Source organism: Vibrio genomosp. F6 (genome assembly GCF_005146325.1).
In the GTDB taxonomy this organism is placed as follows: Bacteria; Pseudomonadota; Gammaproteobacteria; order Enterobacterales; family Vibrionaceae; genus Vibrio; species Vibrio cortegadensis.
Map to the genome: position 1 here is coordinate 61702 of NZ_SYUT01000011.1, position 16982 is coordinate 78683.

General features: G+C 43.3%; 16 protein-coding genes. 4 read left to right on the forward strand and 12 right to left on the reverse strand.

The annotated features are described in order from the left end of the window. Nucleotides 1-3: 3 nt before the first annotated feature. The 11 genes from tmk to yceD form a co-directional block, all read right to left on the reverse strand. Complete coding sequence (gene tmk, locus FCV43_RS02390; protein ID WP_017053920.1) at nucleotides 4-636, reverse strand: dTMP kinase; 633 nt, start codon at nucleotides 634-636, stop codon at nucleotides 4-6. Beyond that, a complete protein-coding gene (mltG, locus tag FCV43_RS02395; RefSeq protein WP_136993914.1) occupies nucleotides 633-1649 on the reverse strand; it encodes an endolytic transglycosylase MltG in 1017 nt (338 codons plus the stop codon). The genes tmk and mltG overlap by 4 nt, the downstream gene beginning before the upstream one ends. After that, nucleotides 1646-2464 (reverse strand): aminodeoxychorismate lyase, encoded by an 819-nt coding sequence (gene pabC, locus FCV43_RS02400; protein WP_136993915.1) that lies wholly within the window; start codon nucleotides 2462-2464, stop codon nucleotides 1646-1648. Before pabC ends, mltG begins: the two co-directional genes overlap by 4 nt. Nucleotides 2465-2551: 87 nt before the next feature. Further along, on the reverse strand, nucleotides 2552-3793 hold the full coding sequence (fabF, locus tag FCV43_RS02405) for a beta-ketoacyl-ACP synthase II (protein ID WP_136993916.1): 1242 nt from the start codon (nucleotides 3791-3793) through the stop codon (nucleotides 2552-2554). A 98-nt stretch (nucleotides 3794-3891) separates the two neighbouring features. Beyond that, a complete protein-coding gene (gene acpP, locus FCV43_RS02410; RefSeq protein WP_017051317.1) occupies nucleotides 3892-4125 on the reverse strand; it encodes an acyl carrier protein in 234 nt (77 codons plus the stop codon). 166 nt (nucleotides 4126-4291) lie between these two features. Then, entirely contained in the window at nucleotides 4292-5026 is a 735-nt protein-coding gene (gene fabG, locus FCV43_RS02415; RefSeq protein WP_170961592.1) for a 3-oxoacyl-ACP reductase FabG, read from the reverse strand. 25 nt (nucleotides 5027-5051) lie between these two features. After that, nucleotides 5052-5975, reverse strand: a complete 924-nt coding sequence (gene fabD, locus FCV43_RS02420) for an ACP S-malonyltransferase (protein WP_136993918.1) — start codon at nucleotides 5973-5975, stop codon at nucleotides 5052-5054. Between the two features lie 84 nt (nucleotides 5976-6059). Continuing rightward, the gene (locus tag FCV43_RS02425) at nucleotides 6060-7010 is read right to left on the reverse strand and encodes a beta-ketoacyl-ACP synthase III (RefSeq protein WP_017051314.1); all 951 of its coding nucleotides are present in this window, start codon (nucleotides 7008-7010) and stop codon (nucleotides 6060-6062) included. A gap of 5 nt (nucleotides 7011-7015) precedes the next feature. Next, entirely contained in the window at nucleotides 7016-8041 is a 1026-nt protein-coding gene (plsX, locus tag FCV43_RS02430) for a phosphate acyltransferase PlsX (RefSeq protein ID WP_017051313.1), read from the reverse strand. Between the two features lie 10 nt (nucleotides 8042-8051). Then, a complete protein-coding gene (gene rpmF, locus FCV43_RS02435) occupies nucleotides 8052-8222 on the reverse strand; it encodes a 50S ribosomal protein L32 (protein ID WP_017051312.1) in 171 nt (56 codons plus the stop codon). A gap of 48 nt (nucleotides 8223-8270) precedes the next feature. Continuing rightward, a complete protein-coding gene (yceD, locus tag FCV43_RS02440; RefSeq protein ID WP_017051311.1) occupies nucleotides 8271-8795 on the reverse strand; it encodes a 23S rRNA accumulation protein YceD in 525 nt (174 codons plus the stop codon). 149 nt (nucleotides 8796-8944) lie between these two features. Here yceD and FCV43_RS02445 point away from each other — a divergent pair, with 149 nt between their 5' ends. Further along, the gene (locus FCV43_RS02445) at nucleotides 8945-9529 is read left to right on the forward strand and encodes a Maf family protein (protein WP_136993919.1); all 585 of its coding nucleotides are present in this window, start codon (nucleotides 8945-8947) and stop codon (nucleotides 9527-9529) included. Here FCV43_RS02445 and rluC read toward each other — a convergent pair. Next, on the reverse strand, nucleotides 9524-10468 hold the full coding sequence (gene rluC, locus FCV43_RS02450; RefSeq protein WP_136993920.1) for a 23S rRNA pseudouridine(955/2504/2580) synthase RluC: 945 nt from the start codon (nucleotides 10466-10468) through the stop codon (nucleotides 9524-9526). The two genes, FCV43_RS02445 and rluC, sit on opposite strands and share 6 nt — an antisense overlap. Nucleotides 10469-11076: 608 nt before the next feature. Between rluC and rne the strand changes: the two genes are divergently transcribed. The 3 genes from rne (at nucleotide 11077) to cobO (ending at nucleotide 16883) form a co-directional block, all read left to right on the forward strand. After that, nucleotides 11077-14160, forward strand: a complete 3084-nt coding sequence (rne, locus tag FCV43_RS02455; protein WP_136993921.1) for a ribonuclease E — start codon at nucleotides 11077-11079, stop codon at nucleotides 14158-14160. Nucleotides 14161-14442: 282 nt separating this feature from the next. Next, nucleotides 14443-16002 carry a SulP family inorganic anion transporter gene (locus FCV43_RS02460; RefSeq protein ID WP_136993922.1) on the forward strand — a complete coding sequence of 520 codons (1560 nt, stop codon included), beginning with the start codon at nucleotides 14443-14445 and terminating at the stop codon, nucleotides 16000-16002. Between the two features lie 275 nt (nucleotides 16003-16277). Continuing rightward, nucleotides 16278-16883: a cob(I)yrinic acid a,c-diamide adenosyltransferase gene (gene cobO, locus FCV43_RS02465; protein ID WP_136993923.1), complete on the forward strand. Its 606-nt coding sequence runs from the start codon at nucleotides 16278-16280 to the stop codon at nucleotides 16881-16883. The last annotated feature ends 99 nt before the right edge of the window (nucleotides 16884-16982 follow it).

The window sequence follows — 16982 nt, forward strand, 5'->3', positions numbered from 1 at the left end:
AACCTACTGAGCCTTAAGCCATGTAATTAAAGTCGCTTTAATATCTTTAGCAACATTAGCAATCTCTTGCTCAGCATTAATGACAAAAACAGAATCATCAGAAGCCGCTATTTCTAAATAACGCTCTCTTGTGCGGTCAAAAAAACTAATATCCATTTTCTCAATACGATCGAGCTCTCCGCGGCCTCTTGCGCGTTCAAGACCAACGCGAGGATCAAGGTCAAGATATAGAGTCAAATCAGGCTTAAATCCTTTTAAGGTTGTCTCTCTGAGGTTTTCCATCGTCGCTCTTGCTATTTGACGACCACCACCTTGATAAGCTTGAGATGACATATCATGGCGATCACCTACCACCCAACTTCCGGCATTTAGAGCAGGCTTGATGACATTTTCCACTAGTTGAACTCGAGCAGCGTACATAAGCAATAACTCAGTCATGTCTTGAAGCACTTCGCCTTCATGCTCCTCTTTCACTAATGAGCGCATTTTCTCGGCTAAAACCGTACCGCCAGGCTCTCGTGTATTAACAATTTGTTCGACACCAAACTGATTGAGCGTGTCTAAAATTGCGTTAATTGCGGTGCTTTTCCCCGCCCCTTCGAGCCCTTCGACTACAATAAATTTTGTTTGATTCATTTATTCTTTCTTAATTGTTTTAGGTACGCTCTAACCGCACGATTATGTTCAGCTAGGGTTTTAGAAAATACATGGCCGCCAGTTCCACTAGCAACAAAGTAGAGATATTTTCCTTTTTCAGGATTCAATGCTGCCTTAATTGATGCCTCGCCGGCCATAGCGATTGGTGTTGGTGGCAAACCGTTAATTACGTAAGTGTTATAAGCAGTACGAGCTCGTAAATCCTTTTTACGAATATTGCCTTTGTAGTTGTCACCCATCCCATAAATAACCGTAGGATCCGTCTGCAAACGCATGCGTTTATTCAATCGATTGATAAACACAGAAGCGACTCTTTCACGCTCAGAAGCAACCGCTGTCTCTTTTTCAATGATTGAAGCGAGGATTAAAGCCTCATAATCACTTTTCAAAGGTAGCTTATCCTGACGTGATGACCAGTGCAGGTCCAATACTTGCTTTAAGTTTGCATGTGCTCGCTTCAATATATCGAAATCCGACGTTCCTAAAGTGTAATAATAGGTTTCAGCTAAAAATAGGCCTTCTAACTTATCTCTATCTATCCCTAACTTTTGGGCAATTTCGGTTTCAGATAAAGCCGCTAGACTGTGATCCAAATACTTCGCTTGTTTAAATTGCTCTAACCATTCACTGAATCGGCTACCTTCCACAAAAGTAATCGAAAATTGGTGCTCTTTTCCTTCAACGAGAAACGCTAACACTTCTCGCAGTGATTGTTCAGGCTCAATCAAAAAAGTACCCGCTTTAATGTGAGTCAGCTCAGGATGTAATCGGCGTACTAATTTTGATGTTGGGTTACTTACAATCCAGCTATCCGTAACAAATTGATTCAGGACACGATTAAAGCTCATGCCTGGTTTTATGGTTACAATTTCCTCATCTTGGATCTGAACAGGTTGATCGAGAAATTGTTGAATTTGCGATGTGGTATAAAAAAAAGCGCCTGCCGCCAATACCGCTAGTACTGTAAGCAAGAGTAGTAACTTCTTAATCACGAGTTAATCGTCTCCTGAAATATTGTTGTCATTGTTCCTATCGAATAAGCCCTGTGCTGATCCGAAGAAAAATTTATTTGAGTAACAGGGACGACACCTAAAATAGAGTTGGTAATAAAAATTTCATCAGCGTCGTAAAGCCTAGTAAGCTCAAAGTGTCCTATTTTTGTCTCAATCTCATTTCGTTTTGCGGATTCAAGTATTTGTTCACGAATCACACCCGCGACACCGCAGTTAACAAGACTCGGGGAATATAACACATTGTCTTTCGCCCAAAATAGATTCGCCATTGTTGTCTCGATAACATAGCCATTGATGTCCATCGCAACGCCATCCACAAATCCACGTTGCTCAGCTTCAGACTTCATTAAGATCTGCTCAAGTCGATTATTATGCTTGTGGCCGGCTAAATACGGATTTAAGCCTAAGCGGTGTTCACAAATGGTTAGGGCTATTCCGCTCTGTGAAAATAGCTCATATGACTCAGGAAAGCTGAAATCACTGATCGTTACCGTAATTGGTGAAATATTGTTAGGGCTATACCCTCTCCCACCTTGACCACGACTGATGTGCAACTTAAGCCCCGCTTTGGACACTTTTTGGCTTGCCTGCTCTAACCAGGTAAAAATGAGCTCCCAATCGGGCCTAGGAATCTGCAAAGCATCAAGGCTCCGATTCATCCTCTGAATATGCTTCGGCCAATATTGAATCTCGCCGTTTAGCGTGAGCATTGTGGTAAAGCAACCATCTCCGTATTGAAAAGATCGATCACTTAAAGAGATTGTGTCACTTGGTTGTCCATTCACCCAGTACATTTTTGCTATCCCACAAACAAAGAAACGGCTCAATGCTAAGCATCAAGCCGTTCGAAAACAAGTCTAAATGTGACCTATTGGGTTAACTTAAATCTTTTTGAAGATTAAGCAACCATTTGTACCACCAAATCCAAACGAATTACACGCAGCATAAGTAAGATCTGCTTTACGTGCCGTATGTGGAACAAGATCAATACCTAAGTCATCTTCAGGATTATCTAGGTTGATTGTTGGCGGAACAATTTGGTCAACAAGAGTTAACGCTGTAATAATTGCTTCTACAGAGCCTGCCGCACCCAATAGGTGGCCAGTCATCGATTTAGTAGAAGAGACTAATACTTGCTTACTTCCTGCTTCACCAAGTGCTCGTTTGATGCCTTTAACTTCTGCAACATCACCCGCTGGTGTTGATGTACCATGAGCATTGACGTAGCCAATTTGCTCACCCGTAACATCGGCATCACGCATGGCAGCTTCCATCGCAAGTGCACCACCAGAGCCGTCTTCACTTGGAGACGTCATGTGATAAGCATCACCAGACATACCAAAGCCAACGATTTCACAGTAGATTTTAGCACCACGAGCTTTTGCGTGTTCGTACTCTTCAACAACCATCACGCCAGCACCATCACCGAGAACAAAACCATCACGATCTTTATCCCATGGGCGAGACGCTTTTTGCGGTTCGTCATTACGAGTAGAGAGCGCTTTTGCTGCTGCAAAGCCGCCCATACCAAGAGGCGTTGATGCTTTTTCAGCACCACCAGCTAGCATGGCATCCGCATCACCATAAGCGATCATACGTGCTGCATGGCCGATATTGTGTAAGCCTGTTGTACAAGCTGTTGAGATTGCAATGTTCGGACCACGTAAACCTTTCATGATAGACAGGTGACCTGCAATCATATTTACGATGGTTGAAGGCACGAAGAAAGGACTGATTTTACGAGGACCTTTTTCCGAAAGCACTTTATGGCCTGCTTCAATTAAACCTAAACCACCAATACCTGAACCGATAGCTACACCAACTCTTGGTGCATTCTCTTCAGTAATGGTTAGGCCTGAATCACTAAAGGCTTGGATTCCTGCTGCGATGCCGTATTGGATAAACAAATCCATTTTACGTGCATCTTTTTTAGACATGTACTCTTCGCAGTTAAAGTCTTTGACTAGACCTGCAAAACGAGTTGAGAAATTGGTGGCATCAAAATGATCGATATTATCGATTCCACTTTGACCAGCTAGCAGGGCTTTCCAAGATGATTCTACAGTGTTGCCTACCGGTGACAACATACCCATGCCAGTGACAACTACACGACGCTTGGACACGATTTTACTCTCCGGGAATTGATGAAAGGGTTCTATATGAGGGATAGAAGGCTTTAGAAAAAACACAGGCGGTCTAGATGACCGCCTGGGAGAGAATCTTACTGAGCGCTGGTCACGTAGTCGATAGCAGCTTGAACAGTAGTGATTTTCTCAGCTTCTTCGTCTGGAATCTCAGTGTCAAATTCTTCTTCTAGAGCCATTACTAGCTCAACTGTGTCTAGAGAATCAGCACCTAGATCGTCAACAAATGAAGCTTCGTTTTTAACTTCTGCTTCGTCAACACCTAGCTGTTCGATGATAATTTTTTTTACGCGTTCTTCGAGGTTGCTCATTTTTCTTTTCCTTTACAGAGTTCGCTTTATGCGATGTTTTCCGTAGTTTATTCAAAACTTTAAAAGTTGCAAGGAAGACCTTGCTGGTCAAACCACAATTTACGCGATTTTAACCGAAAATACATACATTTTTGACCTAAATCATGCATAAATTTTATGCAACGACTTAAACCATGTACATTCCACCATTAACGTGAAGTGTTTCTCCAGTGATGTATGCTGCCGCTGGAGATGCTAAGAATACTACAGCTTCCGCAATTTCACGAGGATCACCTAAACGACCTGCTGGTACATTTGCTAGTGTAGCAGCACGTTGCTCATCATTCAGCGCTTTTGTCATATCTGTTTCAATAAAACCGGGTGCAACGGTATTTACTGTTACACCGCGTGAAGCAACTTCACGAGCCATAGACTTAGTAAAACCAATTACACCAGCTTTTGCAGCGGCATAGTTTGTTTGACCAGCGTTACCCATGGTACCAACAACAGAACCGACGTTAACGATACGACCTTGACGCTTTTTCATCATGCCACGCAATACCGCTTTAGACATGCGGAAAATAGGCGTTAGGTTAGTATCGATGATGTCATTCCATTCATCGTCTTTCATACGCATTAGCAAGTTATCACGAGTGATACCTGCATTGTTAACAAGAATGTCAATCGCACCGAATTCATCGTTGATGGTTTTCAGTGTAGCAGCAATTGAGTCAACGTCAGTGACATTAAGAGCAAGACCTTTACCGTTCTCACCAAGGTACTCACTGATTGCATCTGCGCCGCCTTCAGACGTAGCAGTACCGATAACTTTAGCACCACGCTCAACTAAAAGTTCAGCGATTGCACGACCGATACCACGGCTTGCGCCTGTAACCAGTGCAACTTTGCCTTCTAAATTCATCATAACTTCTCTATTAAGTGGTTATTTACTTAGCAGCTTCTAGTGATGCAGTATCATTAACTGCTGCAGCTGTCATAGTTTTTACGATTCGTTTTGTTAGACCAGTAAGAACTTTACCAGGGCCTAACTCAAGAAGTTTTTCAACACCTTGTTCGTTCATCGCTTGTACGCCTTCAGTCCAACGAACTGGGCTGTAAAGTTGACGAACTAATGCTTCTTTAATTTTTGCAGGATCTGTTTCAGCCGCTACATCAACATTGTTGATAACTGGCAGCGCTGGCGTGTTGAACTCTAGTTCTTCAAGCGCAATAGCTAGTTTGTCTGCTGCTGGTTTCATTAGAGCACAGTGAGAAGGAACAGAAACAGGTAAAGGAAGTGCACGCTTTGCGCCTGCTTCTTTACATAGTACACCTGCACGCTCTACTGCCGCTTTGTTACCTGCGATAACAACTTGGCCTGGAGAGTTAAAGTTAACAGGAGACACAACTTCATCTTGCGCTGCTTCTTCACACGCTTTAGCAATCGCTTCATCACCTAGACCGATGATAGCGTACATTGCACCAACGCCAGCGGGTACAGCTTCTTGCATAAGCTGGCCGCGCAGTTCAACTAACTTGATCGCTTGTTTAAAATCGATAACGCCAGCACACACTAATGCAGAGTATTCACCTAGGCTATGACCCGCAAGGTTTACAGGCTGCTCTAAACCCAGTTCTTGCCATACACGCCAAATCGCCACAGAAGCGGCAAGCAATGCAGGTTGAGTTCTGAATGTCTCGTTAAGATTTTCAACAGGGCCATCTTGAATAAGAGCCCACAAATCATAACCAAGCACATCTGACGCTTCTGAAAAAGTCTGCTTAACAACATCATACTTTTCGCCAAGATCAGCCAACATGCCAAGAGCTTGTGAACCTTGACCTGGAAATACGATAGCAAATTTGCTCATTTCATTTACCTTCAGAAATTCAATATATAAATGCAATAAAGGTAAAAGTGACTTACTTTTACCTATTAATTTTTTTGATGCTAACTAGAATTTAACTAGAGCTGAGCCCCAAGTAAAACCGCCACCAAATGCTTCTAATAGCAACGTCTGTCCACGCTTAATACGACCATCTCTGACTGCTTCATCTAACGCAGTCGGTACCGTAGCAGCGGAAGTATTACCGTGACGATCAAGGGTCATCACTACTTGGTCTAAAGACATCGTCAGTTTCTTCGCGGTTGCGGAAATAATACGATAGTTCGCTTGATGTGGTACAAGCCAATCCAATTCAGATTTATCCATATTATTAGCCGCTAGCGTATCTTTAACTAAACGCGAAAGTTGAGTTACTGCCACTTTAAATACTTCGTTACCCGCCATATGAAGCCATTTATCGACATCACCACCACGTTCCGGAACTTCAAGACTTAATAGCTCACCAAAACGGCCGTCAGAGTAAATATGGGTAGAAAGGATCCCAGGCTCTTCACTTGCCCCAACAACTACGGCACCGGCCGCATCTCCAAATAGGATGATGGTAGAGCGGTCAGTTGGATCGCATGTTTTTGAAAGCGCGTCCGCACCAACCACTAAGACATTTTTACACATGCCAGATTTGATATGCTGATCCGCGACAGATAACGCATAAACGAATCCAGAACATGCAGCGGCAAGATCAAATGCAGGACAACCAACGATCCCTAATCTGCCTTGAACTTGGCAAGCTGACGATGGAAACGTGTGGCTGCTACTTGTTGTCGCAACAATAATAAGATCGATGGCGTCTTTATCAATGCCCGCCATTTCTATTGCTTTCTCTGACGCATAAAAAGCCATATCCGCAACAGTTTCATCATCAGCTGAAATGCGGCGCTCTTTAATACCTGTACGAGTTACAATCCACTCATCTGTTGTGTCTACCATTTTTTCTAAATCTGCGTTTGTGCGCACTTTAGATGGCAGGTAGCTACCAGTACCTAAAATTTTGCTATACATGAAAACTAATAATGCCTCTCGAGTAAAACCGCTTCCAAACGATCGCTAATACGGCTTGGTACTTGTCGTTTGACCTCGTGCAAAGCTTCGCCTATCGCGTTGACAACCGCGCTTACATCGGCACTTCCATGACTTTTAATGACAATGCCGCGCAATCCTAGCAAACTTGCGCCGTTATACTGGTCGGGGTTCAAGGTTTTTAATTCAGAAAATAACTCAGAAAACAATTTTCTAGCTATCCAGCCTTTAATTGTAGACGCCATCATGTGCGTTTTTAATTTATCAATGAAGAGTTGTGCAGTGCCTTCACAAGTTTTTAGGCAAACATTACCCACAAACCCGTCACATACTACGACATCAGCGCTATCTTGTAATAACTGATTGCCTTCGATATAGCCAGTGAAGTTGACAGATTGCGTTTGCGATAACATTTCAGCGCAACGTTTGACTAAATCATTGCCTTTTATCTCTTCGGCTCCAATGTTAAGGATTGCAACTCTCGCGGGGGCTCCTAAGTGCTCCTCAGCAAGCGCGCTACCCATAACTGCAAATTGGAATAGAGAATCAGCATCACTCGAGACATTGGCACCTAAGTCAAGCATCCAGGTTCTTTTTCCTGTAGCAGTAGGAAGCGCAGAAACAAGGGCTGGGCGATCGATACCGGGAAGAAGCTTTAGGCGAAAACGAGAAAGGGCCATCAATGCGCCTGTGTTTCCACCGCTTACACATGCATCGGCTTCGTCATCAGCAACCAGATCAATGGCGACTCGCATGGAACTGCCTGCACTATTTCGAAGTGCAAGAGATGGTTTTTCTGAATTTGAAATCACTCGATCACAATGCTTTATACTCAGACGAGAATGAGGCTGGCAATCAAGTAAAGATAATTGAGATGTGATCGTATTTTGATCACCAATAAGGACCACTTTTAGCTCTGGGAAATGCGACAGTGCCTGCACGGCGGCAGGCACTGTTACGCGAGGACCGAAATCCCCGCCCATTGCATCAAGTGCAACGGTTATATTTTGCAAAGGATCAACCTTACTTGTTGATAACCTTTTTGCCACGGTAGTAACCGTCAGCAGTCACGTTGTGACGTAGGTGAGTTTCACCTGAAGTTGCGTCTACAGATAGTGCAGCTGTAGTTAGTGCATCATGTGAACGACGCATGCCACGCATTGAACGTGATTTCTTGCTCTTTTGTACGGCCATTGACCCTACTCCTATGTAAATTCTTAAAAATACTTACTTGATAATAAGTTAGTTCTTTAAGTTTTTTAAAACATCAAATGGATTCGGCTTCTCTTCCACAATTTCTTCTGGAATATCACCAAACACCAAATTATTTGAGTTAACGCTACAGTACGCTTCATCGTGCATTGGAATTTGTGGCAATCCAAGGATGAACTCGTCTTCAACTAGTTGTATGAGATCTACTTCACCGTACTCGTTCAGATCTACCAAATCGTACTCTTCCGGTGCTTCCTCTTCACTCTTCTCACTATAATAGGGAGTACAAGTGAATTGTACTTCGCACTCATGTGCGAAAATCTCATTACAACGCTGACACTCTAAATCGACTTCGACGTTAGCTTTACCAGAGATAACGACTAATCGCTGTTCATCAAGCCCAAATGACAATGAGACTTGCGCGTCGCGTTTTACGCTTTCAACAGATTCAGATAAACGTTTAAAAAGACTAGGTTGAATGATACCAACTAAATCCAATCTCTTTTGTGCCGTTTTACCCGGGTCTACCGAGCGCGGTATTTTTACCTTTTGCATAGGGCGCGAATCTTATCTTCCAAAATGTATTTAGTCAAAGGAAAAGAAGAAAAAAATGTACTTTTCTCCCCTTCCCGCAAAGAGAGTTATGAAGATGGACATAAGTTCGTATATCCTTCAGCAAGAACTCGAAATAATTGTAAATTAAAATGAAAAATTACCAACTAGTTTTAGCATCGACTTCGCCATTTAGGCAGCAGTTGCTCTCAAAGTTAGCAATACCTTTCACTACGGCTCAGCCAGATTGCGATGAAACACCATTAGCACAAGAGTCTCCTCAGGACTTAGTGATGCGCTTGTCAGAGGAAAAAGCTAAATCATGCGCCGTTATTGCGCCAAGTCTGATCATAGGTTCAGATCAAGTCTGTGTTATCAATGATAAAATTGTTGGTAAACCGCACAACAGAGAAAATGCCATTGCCCAGCTAGAAGCTCAAAGCGGCAAAAGCATTACTTTTTATACCGGCATTTCATTATGGAATACCGAAACAGGTCGCTGCATCACTAAACTCGACACTTTTACCGTTCATTTTCGCCAGCTTTCGCGTTCGATGATCGAAGCGTATGTTGATGCAGAACAACCTTACTATTGCGCAGGAAGCTTCAAGAGCGAAGGTCTTGGCATTGCCCTCTTCCAACGACTAGAAGGCAAAGATCCAAATGCTCTAATCGGTTTACCCCTTATTACTCTCATCGATATGCTAGAGGAACAAGGCGTCACCGTTTTATCATAAACGTCGCAACCCCGTTAAAGCTTCTTCGAGACGTTTTTCCATCGGTGCCGAGATATCCATCTTTTCTTCCGATCCCGGATGAACAAACTTGATATTCGCGGCATGCAAAAACAGTCGGTCAAGACCCACTTTATTGGTGTAGGCATCAAATCGACGGTCACCATATCGGTCATCCCATGCGATTGGGTGGCCGGTATATTGGCAATGTACACGAATTTGGTGCGTACGCCCGGTAATAGGACTAGCTTGCACTAGTGTCGCATCTGCAAATTTTTCCAACACTTTGAAACGTGTCTCAGACGCTTTTCCATTCGGGTTAACTCGAACAATACTGTTTACTTCGTTTTTAAGCAGTGGCGCATTCACCACTTTACAGCTCGATTTCCAAACGCCCATGACTAAAGCAAAATAATATTTCTGTACGGTTTTTTCACGAAACTGCGCTTGCAGGTGACGTAACGCAGAACGCTTCTTCGCCACTAACAAAATACCAGACGTGTCTCTGTCTATGCGGTGGACTAACTCCAGAAAGCGAGCATCCGGTCTTAAAGCACGTAATGCTTCGATTGCTCCAAACTTTAAACCGCTTCCACCATGTACAGCAGTACCAGAAGGTTTATTCAGGATTAACATATGATCATCTTCGAAGATGATCGCATGCTCTAATTCAGATACCTTATTCAATTTGGTATTTGGAACATTGTCTTCTGTTTTTTCTTCAATCGTTACTGGCGGAATTCTGACTATATCTCCAGCTTTTAACTTATATTCAGCTTTAATTCGCTTCTTATTTACACGGACCTCTCCCTTACGCACGATTCGATAAATCATACTTTTAGGGATGCTTTTTAGTTGGTTTCGTAAGAAATTATCAATACGTTGACCAGCCATATCGTCGTCAATATCGACAAATTGGACTTTAGTTCTAATTTCACTCATGCCGCTATTGTATCACTCAAATGTCTATCACATCACATTTTCTTACTTCTCTTTTACTGTCACCAACTTGCCAAATATTGCTGATTTTTGCATCAAAATTTATGAGAACTAAAAAGCTGTGTATAAAAATAGCCCTTATTTAGCACAAATGTGCGTTTATTGTCTTTAAACCCTATATAAACATAGGCTTACTCAGCTCAAAAAAGAACCTAAAAATATTTATTTTGCCTGTTTATAACAAAGCAGATTGCTGTGAATTCCCTCCACTGTTATAGTTCTCAGCTGCTATTGATTAATTGATTGTTTTTTGTACTCGTCAGTTATCGACAAGCAATAATAATTGAGTAGAAAACTTAGTATCCAGTGCAGCAACCGGCGTAAGACACGAAGAGCTAAGTCACCTTATCGCTCTACTCATCGTAAACTCATGTTGAGTATTCACCGCCACATCGCGGATCATAGGCAACATACCTATGATGACTGAAGTGCCCTAGAGCATCCCTTCCAGCCGGGAGGTTGCAACGTTAAAGCCGTGGGATCAGGCACCATGAGAAACGAAATAAAGCGATAAGATCAAAATAAAAGAAAAGACAACGAGAATTTCTAAAATGAAAAGAATGTTAATTAACGCAACTCAAAAAGAAGAGTTGCGTGTCGCTTTGGTTGATGGTCAGCGACTGTTCGATCTTGATATCGAAAGCCCAGGCCACGAATCAAAAAAAGCGAATATCTACAAAGGACGTATTACCCGTATTGAACCAAGCCTAGAAGCGGCATTCGTCGACTATGGTGCAGAAAGACACGGTTTCCTACCTCTTAAAGAAATTGCCCGCGAATACTTCCCTGATGGTTATACCTACCAAGGCCGTCCAAGCATTAAAGAAGTGCTAAAAGAAGGCCAAGAAGTAATTGTACAAGTAGAAAAAGAAGAACGTGGCAGCAAAGGCGCTGCTTTAACAACTTTTGTTTCTCTTGCGGGTAGTTACTTAGTTCTTATGCCAAATAACCCTCGTGCTGGCGGTATTTCTCGCCGTATCGAAGGTGATGAACGCACGCAACTTAAAGCAGCATTAAGCACTCTTGAGCTACCTCAAGGTATGGGGCTTATTGTCCGTACAGCTGGTGTTGGTAAAAGTGCAGAAGAACTTGAGTGGGATTTAAATGTACTGCTGAACCACTGGGGTGCAATTAAACAAGCCTCTGAGACTAACCAAGCTCCGTTTTTGATTCACCAAGAAAGTAATGTAATCGTTCGTGCAATTCGTGACTACCTACGTCGCGACATTGGCGAAATCTTAATTGATAGCAATACTATTTTTGAACGTGCTCAAGCTCATATTCAGTTGATTCGTCCTGATTTCATGAATCGTGTTAAGAAATACGATGGTGAGGTGCCACTGTTTAGCCACTACCAGATTGAAAGCCAGATCGAATCTGCCTTCCAACGTGAAGTTCGTCTTCCATCTGGTGGTTCTATCGTTATCGACCCAACAGAAGCACTGACTTCTATCGATATCAACTCTGCCCGCGCAACAAAGGGCAGCGATATTGAAGAGACAGCGCTTAACACTAACTTAGAAGCAGCCGATGAAATTGCACGTCAATTACGTCTACGTGATCTAGGTGGTCTAGTTGTTATCGACTTTATCGATATGACGCCAGTTCGTCACCAACGTGAAGTTGAAAGTCGTCTACGTGATGCTGTTCGTTTAGATCGCGCTCGTGTTCAGATTGGTCGCATTTCACGTTTTGGTCTTCTAGAGATGTCTCGTCAACGTTTGAGCCCATCACTAGCGGAAGCAAGTCACCACATTTGTCCTCGTTGTACGGGTACTGGTGTTGTGCGTGATAACGAATCTCTAGCACTATCTGTTCTACGTCTTATCGAAGAAGAAGCTCTGAAGGACAACACAGCACAAGTACTTGCTGTTGTGCCGGTTCCAATCGCTTCTTATCTTCTGAACGAAAAACGTCGCTCAGTAAATCACATCGAGAAGAATCAAGGTGTGAAGATCACGGTTGTTCCGAACTCTGATATGGAAACACCTCATTTCGAAGTAATTCGAGTGAGAGAAGGTGAAGAGTTCGATCTGTTATCTTACCTACTGCCTCAAAAACTGGATGCTTTGAAAGAAGCGGAAAGCAAAGAGCCTGTAGAAGTTGACATCAAGCCGAAGAAAATTGAAGAACCTGTATTAAAAGGGTTTGCCGCGCCAGCACAATCAGCGCCGACACCGGCACCGGCTCCAACACCAGCAGCTAAACCTGCTAAAGTTGAAGAAAAAGCAGATTCTCAGCCAGGTCTATTCAGCCGTTTCTTTAAAGCACTGTCTAGCTTCTTATCTAGCCCTTCAGAAGAAGTGAAAGAAGAAGTTAAACCAGAGCCAAAACAAGAGAACAATCGTCAACGCCGTGATCGCAATGATCAGCGTCGCCGCAACTCTCGTGATAATGGCAACCGTGACAATAAACGTCGCCGTAAACCTTCACGCGAAGAGCAAACTGAAGAGCAAGGCAATAAAGCAAATGATCAGCAGCCTCGTCAACAGCAAAACCGTAAGCCACGCCAAGATCGCCGCAACAAGCCGAAAACGGAAGTTAAAGCGCCATCTAAGCTAGCGGAACAGGGCCAGCAACTTGCTGCTGAAGCAAACGCTGCTCCATCTACTGATGCTAACGCAAAACGAGATGCTAAACCTGTTGAGAAAACAGCAAAAATCAAAGAGCGTCGTCAACGTCGTAAATTGAATAAGCAAGTTCGTGTGAATGGCAAGAAACCAGCCGTTGAAGCGGAAACTCAAGTTAAAGCGGAAGTTCAGCAACAGAAACAAGCTGTTGAAAAAGTAGAAGTAGAAGCGACTAACGATACGGTTCAAAAAGAAGAGCCGAAACAACGTCGTAACCGCCGCTCTCCTCGTCATTTAAGAGCAAGTGGTCAACGTCGTCGTCGTGGTCGTGATCGCAAACCAAATCCATTCCGCCTTCGTCCAGGTGGTGTTGCCTCTCCTGAGATGGCAATGGGTAAGGTAATGCCGATGTACGTACCTAAGCCTCATCACCATGCTGCACCTAAAGTTGAACAAGAAGTGGTTAATACCGAGACTGTTGAACAAAATGCTCCATTAGGTGGCTACGCTTTCCCTGAAACAGCAATGGGTAAAGTGATCATCAAGCGTGAAGAGACGGTTGAAGCAGTTGTAGCGGCTTCTGTTGCAGAAACAAAAGCTGAAACAGTTGAAGTAGAAGCTGTAGTTGAACCCGTAGTTGAAACGACTCCTGTTGTTGAGACTCCTGCTATTGAAGAGACAAGCGTTGCAGAAGAAGCAACGGTTGAACAAGCTCCAATAGCGGTTGTTGAAGCGAATACTGAAGAGACTAAGACTGTCGAAACTCAGACTGTCGAAACTAAGGTTGAAGCTCCTATCACTGAAGCACCTACTGTTGAAGAAAAGCCAGCTGTAGTTCTTGAAGAGCAACCAGCTGTATCTAAGCCAGTGGTTAAAGCAGCCATTAAGGGTGTTAAATCTCAAGCAGGTTCAGCAATGGCAAGTGCACCAGGCCCTCAAACTTTAAAAGAGATTGAAGTCGTGGCGGCACCATTTAAAGCAGAACGTTACCAACCGAAAGGGGCTGGTAGCCAAGTCGCTCGTAGCAGCGCATCTGCAGGAATGACCAAGCCACAAGGTTACTAACCTAACTTTATATAGTCTAAAGCACTATACCTGAAACAAACGAGTCGCATTCTGTGCGGCTCGTTTTTTTTGGTCTAAACTATAGATATGATGAAGATCATGTATTTGTGACGATTTTTAGCCAATATGCGGTTCATTCTTGAACTTAGTCACACTTTTAGGTAGCATGCGCCGACTTAAGTTCTCGACACCAGATTCTTATGCAGCTCTTTTCCATCACTGTTTAGTACGCGTATAGAAATTTGTGTCGGGTAAAATCCATCTTTAGCATACTGAGCCCCCATGTTTGAATTCCCCCAATTTTCGAAACACTCTGTAAAAAACGATGTGTTGTCAGGTTTAACAGTAGCATTAGCTCTTGTTCCTGAAGCCGTAGCATTTGCATTTGTTGCCGGTGTTGACCCTATGGTTGGTCTATACGCTGCCTTCATTGTTGGTTTAATCACCTCTATCTTTGGTGGTCGTCCAGGCATGATTTCAGGTGCAACTGGTGCAATGGCTGTTGTAATGGTTAGCCTTGTAGCAACGCATGGTGTTCAGTACTTATTTGCAGCCGTATTATTTGCAGGTATCCTGCAAATCGCAGCGGGCATATTTAAGCTTGGTAAATTCATTCGAATTGTTCCGCATCCAGTAATGATCGGTTTTGTTAACGGACTTGCTATCGTTATCTTCTTAGCACAGCTAGGACAATTTAAAGCACCTGATATGTCAGGAGCATTAACTTGGCTTCCTAGTGGTCAAATGACGATCATGCTTGGTTTAGTTGCTTTAACGATGGGTATAATCCATTTCCTACCTAAGCTAACGACTGCTGTCCCGTCTTCTCTAGTTGCGATTGTCACGGTAACGGCGCTTGTCGTTGGCCTAGATCTAGAAACACGTACTGTTGTGGATTTCCTACGCACCATGTCTGGCGATGAAGCAGCAACGCTTGCTGGCTCACTACCAACATTCGCGATTCCATCTGTACCATTTACTCTAGAAACGCTACAGATCATTCTGCCATATGCAGTTATCCTTGCCGCTATCGGCTTAATTGAATCACTGCTAACACTGACAGTACTAGACGAAATGACCAATACTCGCGGTCAAAGTAACCGTGAATGTGTTGGTCAAGGTATCGCAAACATGACATGTTCTGTTTTCGGAGCTATGGGTGGTTGTGCAATGATTGGTCAATCAATGATCAACATTAACTCAGGTGGTCGTGGCCGCTTATCAGGTATTGTGGCTGCTGTTGCTCTGCTAATTTTCATCCTATTCGCTTCTGCCCTGATCGAGATGATCCCTCTCGCGGCATTGGTTGGCGTAATGTTTATGGTTGTAATTGGTACATTTGAATGGGCAACATTTAAACTTGCACGTCGCGTACCTAAACAGGATTTCTTTGTCATCGTCCTGGTTACCGTTGTAACAGTAATGACTGACTTAGCCGTTGCAGTAGCAGTAGGTGTTGTCGCTTCAGCGCTTATGTTTGCTTGGCAACATGCGAAACATATCTACGCAAGCAGTGCATTGAACGAAGAAGGCTCTAAAGTTTATCATGTTCATGGCCCTGTATTCTTTGGCTCTGCAGCAAACTTTTTAGAGCTTTTTGACGCAAAAAATGACCCTGCAGACGTGATCGTTGATTTTGCAAATTCTCGTGTGACTGATCACTCAGCAATTGAAGCGATTGAAACACTGGCAGAGCGCTACACCGCACTGGGTAAGACTCTACATTTACGTCACCTGAGCCAAGATTGCCGCGCTCTTCTTCATAAAGCTGGCAGCCTTGTTGAAATCAATGTAAAAGAAGACCCTAGCTATAAAGTTGCAACCGACTTACTTGCTGGCTAATCTAGATTATACCTATCAAAGGCCGATGCGATTTGCATTGGCCTTTTTTATACCTCTTTGTTTTTATATCTCATCATTTTTATGCCTCATGGCTTGCCGCCCCCACCTTCTTAGACCTCGACATCTGCCTGTATTATTTCTTTGTATATGTCTCTATTGACCAACAGAGGAAACTTAGCGCCTATTCACCCAAATTTTGAAGGTTTTTAGCTCTCCAACATTGCGTTATCATGCAAGGAAACTATTCTGAAAAACTAGGCTGAAAAGGAATACCTATGCCAATTGATGACAATAAAGAAGCTCGACACAAAGCGCGCCAACAGAAAGTAAAAGATCAGGTTGATGAAAAAGTGGCGGCAGCGCAAGAAGAGAAAGGGCTACTGCTTGTGATCACTGGCAACGGCAAAGGAAAATCAACCTCCGGGTTTGGAACCGTCGCAAGAGCGGTTGGTCATGGCTTAAATTGTTCTGTTGCTCAATTCATCAAGGGAACTTGGGATAATGGCGAAAGAAATTTACTTGAAAAGCTTGGGGTTGAATTTCAAGTGATGGCAACAGGCTTTACTTGGGAGACTCAAGACAAGCAATCGGATACCGATGCCGCACAGTTAGTGTGGAAAGAGTGCAAACGCATGCTGCAAGATGATTCTATTGATGTGGTGCTACTGGATGAGCTGACATATATGGTCACTTACGGCTACATAGACCTCGACGAAGTCATTGAAGCACTGACGCAGCGTCCTAAGATGCAATCTGTTGTTATCACAGGCAGAGCGGCACACCGTAGCCTCATTGAGCTTGCGGATACCGTATCTGAAGTAAGAAATGTAAAGCATGCTTTTGAATCAGGTATTAAAGCCTTGAAAGGTGTCGATTGGTAACTTCGATTACCTTTAAGTGCCTATCTTGTTAGCGCTTAGCCATAGAATATTTAGCGATCAAAAAAACGTCCCTAGCCAGGGACGTTTATCTATTAAAGT